Raw genomic sequence first — 4,926 nt, 5'->3', positions numbered from 1 at the left:
GGTGGCGGCCCGCGCCCTGCCCCGCACCCGCGACGTGTTCCGCGCCGCCATGGCGGAGGAGCCGTCCTTCCTCGAGACGCTGTTCGGCGTCGGCGCCGCCGCGCCCCGCGCGGAGTCGCGTCAGGCGCTCGCCTATGCCAGCCCGGACGCCCTGCCGCAGGAGGCGCCGCGCACCCGGATCAGCGCCGCCCCGGACTCGGTCGCCGGCACCGCCGTCTACGACATCACCGCCCGCACCGTGACCCTCCCCTCCGGCGATGTGCTGGAGGCTCATTCCGGCCTCGGCGAGGCCATGGACGACCCGCGCTACGTCCACCTGCGCATGCGCGGCTCGACGCCCCCCGGCACCTACGACCTGACCGAGCGCGAGCGCCTGTTCCACGGGGTCCGGGCGATCCGCCTCAACCCGGTCGGCGGCAGCGCCGCGATCCACGGCCGCGATGGCCTGCTCGCCCACACCTACATGCTGCGCCAGCCCGGCGCCTCGAACGGCTGCGTCTCGTTCCGCGACTACAACCGCTTCCTGCAGGCGTTCCTGCGGGGCGAGGTCCGCCGCCTCGTGGTGGTGGCCGGCAAGAGCGGCGATTTCTTCGGCAGCCGGGTCGGCATGGCCGACCGCCCGGGCCGGCGGGGCTGACGCGCGCACGTCGTAGCGGGGATCGCGGGCCGGTCTCCCGATCGCACCACGGCCGGGAACGGCTCCGGGCGGCTGCCCCGAAAGTCGGAGGGGGCTTGGACGGCCAGCGCCTTTACGCGCCGCCCCAAGCCTGCCTTAACGGGCCAGACGCCAAGCCCGTTACAAGAGGCCCATCATGAAACTGCCCCGCCGCTTCTTCCAGCCCCTCGCCACCGGCGCGCCGGCCCCGTTCCGCGAGCTGCCGGTGCGGCTGGAGCGGATGATCCACTTCGTCCCGCCCCACAACGACAAGGTCCGCGCCCGGGTGCCCGAGCTCGCCGCCACCGTCGACGTGGTGCTGGGCAACCTGGAGGACGCGGTCCCGGCCGACCAGAAGGAGGCCGCCCGCAAGGGCTTCGTCGCCATGGCGCAGGCGACCGACTTCGCCGCCACCGGCACCGGCCTCTGGACCCGGATCAACGCCCTCAACTCGCCCTGGATCTTGGACGACCTGTTCACCATCGTCGCCGAGGTGGGATCCAAGCTCGACGTCGTGATGGTGCCCAAGGTCGAGGGGCCGTGGGACATCCACTACGTCGACCAGCTGCTCGCCCAGCTCGAGGCCCGGCACGGGGTGACCAAGCCGATCCTGATCCACGCGATCCTGGAGACCGCCGAGGGCGTGGCCAACGTCGACGCCATCGCGTCGGCCTCGCCGCGGATGCACGGCATGAGCCTCGGCCCGGCCGATCTGGCGGCCTCCCGCGGCATGAAGACCACCCGGGTCGGCGGCGGCCACCCGGATTACCGGGTGCTCAGCGACCCCGCGGGCGACGCGCCCCGGGCCACCGCCCAGCAGGACCTGTGGCACTACACCATCGCCAAGATGGTCGATGCCTGCATGGCCAACGGCATCAAGGCGTTCTACGGCCCGTTCGGCGACTTCTCCGACGGCGATGCCTGCGAGGCGCAGTTCCGCAACGCCTTCCTGATGGGCTGCGCCGGCGCCTGGACGCTGCACCCGAGCCAGGTGACGATCGCCAAGCGGGTCTTCGCCCCCGACCCCGCCGAGGTGGCGTTCGCGGCCCGCATCGTCGCGGCCATGCCCGACGGCACCGGTGCCGTGATGCTCGACGGCAAGATGCAGGACGACGCCACCTGGAAGCAGGCCAAGGTCATCGTGGATCTGGCCAAGCTGGTCGCCGCGAAGGATCCGGAACTGGCGGCGGTGTATCAGCTGGGGTAGCCCCCTCACCCCCCGAACCGCGCCCGATACTCCTGCGGCGTCGCCGCCACGTGCCGCAGGAAGCTGCGCCGCAGGGTCTCCTCGGAGCCGAAGCCGCAGGTCCGGGCGATGCGCTTCACCGGCTGCGCGGTCTCGGCCAGCGCCCGCCGGGCCGCCTCGATCCGCAGGCGCTCCACGGCCTTGGCCGGGGTGAGGCCGGTCGCCTCCCGGTAGTGCCGGCTCAGGCTGCGTTCGCTCATCCCGGCGGCCTCCGCCAGGGCCGGGAGCGACAGGTCCCCCGACAGGTTTTGGGCGATGAAGGCGTGCAGGGCGGCGAAGCGGTCCTCCCCGGCCTGCAGGGCCAAGGCCGCGCTGAACTGCGCCTGCCCGCCGGGGCGCTTCAGGAACATCACGAGGTGGCGCGCCACCGCCAGGGCGAGGTCGCGGCCGAGATCGGCCTCGACCAGGGCTAGCGCCAGGTCGATCCCCGCGGTGACGCCCGCGGAGGTCCAGACCGGGCCGTCCTGCACGAAGATCGGGTCGGGCTCGACCCGGGCCAGCGGATAGCGTCGGGCCAGGGCACCGCAATGCTTCCAGTGGGTCACGGCCCGCCGCCCGTCCAAAAGCCCGGCGGCCCCGAGCAAAAAAGCCCCGGTGCAGACCGAGGCGACCCGGCGCGCCCGCCCGGCCCGGTCCCGCGCCCAGGCCACCAGCGCCGGGTCGGCGCAGGCCGCCGTGACGCCGGGCCCGCCCGCGACGATCAGGGTGTCCACCGGCGCGCCGCGCTCCGGCAGCGGCTCGGCCACCAGCCGCAGGCCGGCCGAGGCGGTGAGCGCCCCGTCGCCGGCCGCGATCACCCGCGGCGCGTAGGGCGCAAGCCCGCCGCTCAGGTCGTTCGCGGTGGCGAAGACCTGGAGCGGCCCGGCGACGTCGAGCAGTTGCACCGCCGGGAAGGCCAGCAGCTCCACGGCGCGCGGGAGATCTGGCGAGAAACGAGGGGTCTTTGGCATCTCGGCCAGACCGTGCCGCGGTAAGGTCTCCCTGTCCAGCACGGAGGCCCGCATGATTCCCCCCGAGACCCACCTGCAGATCGGTTCGCTCCTGTTCGAGGGGCTCGACCAGATCGACCTCACCGGGCCGTTCGAGGTTCTGTCGCGGATCCCCAATTCGACCTACCGGATCTACGGGCCGAGCCTGGACCCGGTGCGCGACGTGCGCGGCCTCCGGATCACCCCCGACGCCACCCTGGCGCAGGCGCCGCGCCTCGACGTGCTGCACATCCCCGGCGGCCAGGGCCAGGAGGCGCTGATGCGCGACGCCGCCGTGCTCGGCTGGATCCGCAGCCAGGCCTCGGGCGCCTCCCACGTCTTCTCGGTCTGCACCGGCGCGCTGCTGCTCGGGGCGGCGGGGCTGCTGGTCGGGCGGCGGGCCACGACCTACTGGAACGCGGTCCACCTGCTGCCCTGGTTCGGCGCGGAGGCGGTGGACGCGCGGGTGGTGATCGACCCCGATGCCGACGGCCGCACCTGGCTGTTCGCGGCCGGGGTCACCGCGGGGATCGACGGCGCGCTACAGCTCGCGGCGGAGCTGCGCGGCGACGATGCCGCCCGGCTGATCCAGCTCGGCATGCAATACGCCCCCGAGCCGCCGTTCGACAGCGGCACGCCCGGCAGCGCCCCGCCGGCGATCCTGGCCCGGGCCCGGGAGGCGGCGGCCGGGATCACCGCCCGGCGCGAGGCCACCGCCCGGGCGATCGCGGCCGAACTCGGCATTTCAGATCCCGAGATCCACGACTTGCCAAATCGCACGCCGGTCACCGGGAGATGACGCCGGCCCGGTGACACGACTCGGCATCGGTCCTATCTGTCCGCTCTGGGCGGGCAGAGTCATGACGGACGTAACACTGAGAACCGCGAAGTTCGCGATCGGCGCCGTGGTGCGTCACAGGATCTACCCGTTCCGGGGTATCGTGTTCGACGTCGACCCGGTGTTCGACAACACCGAGGAATGGTGGCTGGCGATTCCCGAGGATGTCCGGCCGCGCAAGGACCAGCCGTTCTACCACCTGCTCGCCGAGAACGCCGAGACCGAGTACGTCGCCTACGTGTCGGAGCAGAACCTCCTGCCCGACACCTCCGGCGAGGCGCTGCGCCACGCCGGCATCGCCGAGATGTTCGAGCGCGACGCCGTGGGCGGCTACCGCGTGCGCGACCGCGTCCGGAACTGATTTTTTTGCAGGTCTTCGAAGGAGCCGGCCGGCACGCCGTGCCCGGCCCCGGACTCGTGGGGTCCGGTCGGTTGAGGCTGTGCTTCCCAGGTCCGGGCTCGCAAGCCTTTGGCGGAGCCCGGACGCTTGGCGCCGGCGATCGCGCATGAAAAAGGGGCCGGCCCTCGCGGTTCGGCCCCCGATCTCAATCCGCCGGGGCGTTACTTCGCGGCCGGAGCGGGCGCGGCGCCGGCCGCCGGCGCGGCGTTGCCCTGCTGCTCGAGCTTCTTGCGCATGTCCTCGGAGCGCTTCTCCAGCTCCGACTGCAGCTTCTTCTGCTGCTCTTCCAGGACCTTCGGGTCGATGGCCGGGCCGTCGAAGGCCTTGCCGAAGCCGGCCAGCGGCACCGCGAAGGTGACTTCGCGCTGGGTCTGGTTCTGGACCGAGACGTTGAGGGTCGTGCCCTTCTTCATCGCGGCGACGACGCCAGCATCGACGCCGCCGGCCTCGGCGAAGCAGCCGTTCGGGAAGCAGACCGCGAAGCGGCCCGGGGTCGCGGCCTGGCCGTCGACGTTGAAGCGGATGCCCGGCTGCAGCAGCAGGCCGAGCGGCAGCAGGTAGCGCACCACGCGGACTTCCTGCTTCTGCGCGGCGTTCTTCATCTCGTAGACGGCCACCGCCAGCACGGGCTGGCCCTGGTCGGACACGAAATCGCGCGTCGTGTAGCAGATGTCGGTGCCGGAGCCCTGGTCCTTGCCGCAGACCTTGGTCCAGTCGGCCTGGCTCGGCTCGGACTTCACGGTCACGATCTGGGGACCGGCCTGCGCGGCGCCGCCGGCGGGGGTGTTGGCGGCCGGAGTGTTCGGTGCGGTGGGGGCG

The 4,926-nt window shown here is 72.8% G+C and carries 6 protein-coding genes; 4 read left to right on the top strand and 2 right to left on the bottom strand.

The features are described from left to right. The coding region (locus tag FV242_RS32605; RefSeq protein WP_147941828.1) for a DUF2778 domain-containing protein at nucleotides 1-637 on the top strand (637 nt) is incomplete at its 5' end. A 175-nt stretch (nucleotides 638-812) separates the two neighbouring features. Beyond that, complete coding sequence (locus tag FV242_RS32600; protein ID WP_147941827.1) at nucleotides 813-1,862, top strand: CoA ester lyase; 1,050 nt, start codon at nucleotides 813-815, stop codon at nucleotides 1,860-1,862. Between the two features lie 5 nt (nucleotides 1,863-1,867). On the opposite strand, the gene FV242_RS32595 is transcribed toward FV242_RS32600, so the two are convergent. Then, nucleotides 1,868-2,851, bottom strand: a complete 984-nt coding sequence (locus FV242_RS32595) for a GlxA family transcriptional regulator (RefSeq protein ID WP_147941826.1) — start codon at nucleotides 2,849-2,851, stop codon at nucleotides 1,868-1,870. Nucleotides 2,852-2,903: 52 nt separating this feature from the next. On the opposite strand from FV242_RS32595, the gene FV242_RS32590 reads away from it, so the two are divergent. Then, the gene (locus FV242_RS32590) at nucleotides 2,904-3,668 is read left to right on the top strand and encodes a DJ-1/PfpI family protein (protein ID WP_147941825.1); all 765 of its coding nucleotides are present in this window, start codon (nucleotides 2,904-2,906) and stop codon (nucleotides 3,666-3,668) included. Nucleotides 3,669-3,729: 61 nt separating this feature from the next. Then, on the top strand, nucleotides 3,730-4,068 hold the full coding sequence (gene hspQ, locus FV242_RS32585; RefSeq protein WP_147909570.1) for a heat shock protein HspQ: 339 nt from the start codon (nucleotides 3,730-3,732) through the stop codon (nucleotides 4,066-4,068). A gap of 200 nt (nucleotides 4,069-4,268) precedes the next feature. Here the strand turns inward: hspQ and FV242_RS32580 are convergent. Beyond that, a partial coding sequence (locus FV242_RS32580; RefSeq protein WP_147941824.1) for an invasion associated locus B family protein occupies nucleotides 4,269-4,926 on the bottom strand: 658 nt, incomplete at its 5' end.

It is taken from the genome of Methylobacterium sp. WL64, assembly GCF_008039945.1.
Taxonomy (GTDB): domain Bacteria; phylum Pseudomonadota; class Alphaproteobacteria; order Rhizobiales; family Beijerinckiaceae; genus Methylobacterium.
This window is presented reverse-complemented; position numbering and strand designations above follow the sequence as displayed.

Excerpts from the sequence above, each read along its gene's own strand:
- FV242_RS32595 (WP_147941826.1), bottom strand. The coding sequence starts at position 2,851 with ATGCCAAAGACCCCTCGTTTCTCGCCAGATCTCCCGCGCGCCGTGGAG.
- FV242_RS32590 (WP_147941825.1), top strand. The coding sequence starts at position 2,904 with ATGATTCCCCCCGAGACCCACCTGCAGATCGGTTCGCTCCTGTTCGAG.
- FV242_RS32600 (WP_147941827.1), top strand. The coding sequence starts at position 813 with ATGAAACTGCCCCGCCGCTTCTTCCAGCCCCTCGCCACCGGCGCGCCG.
- hspQ (WP_147909570.1), top strand. The coding sequence starts at position 3,730 with ATGACGGACGTAACACTGAGAACCGCGAAGTTCGCGATCGGCGCCGTG.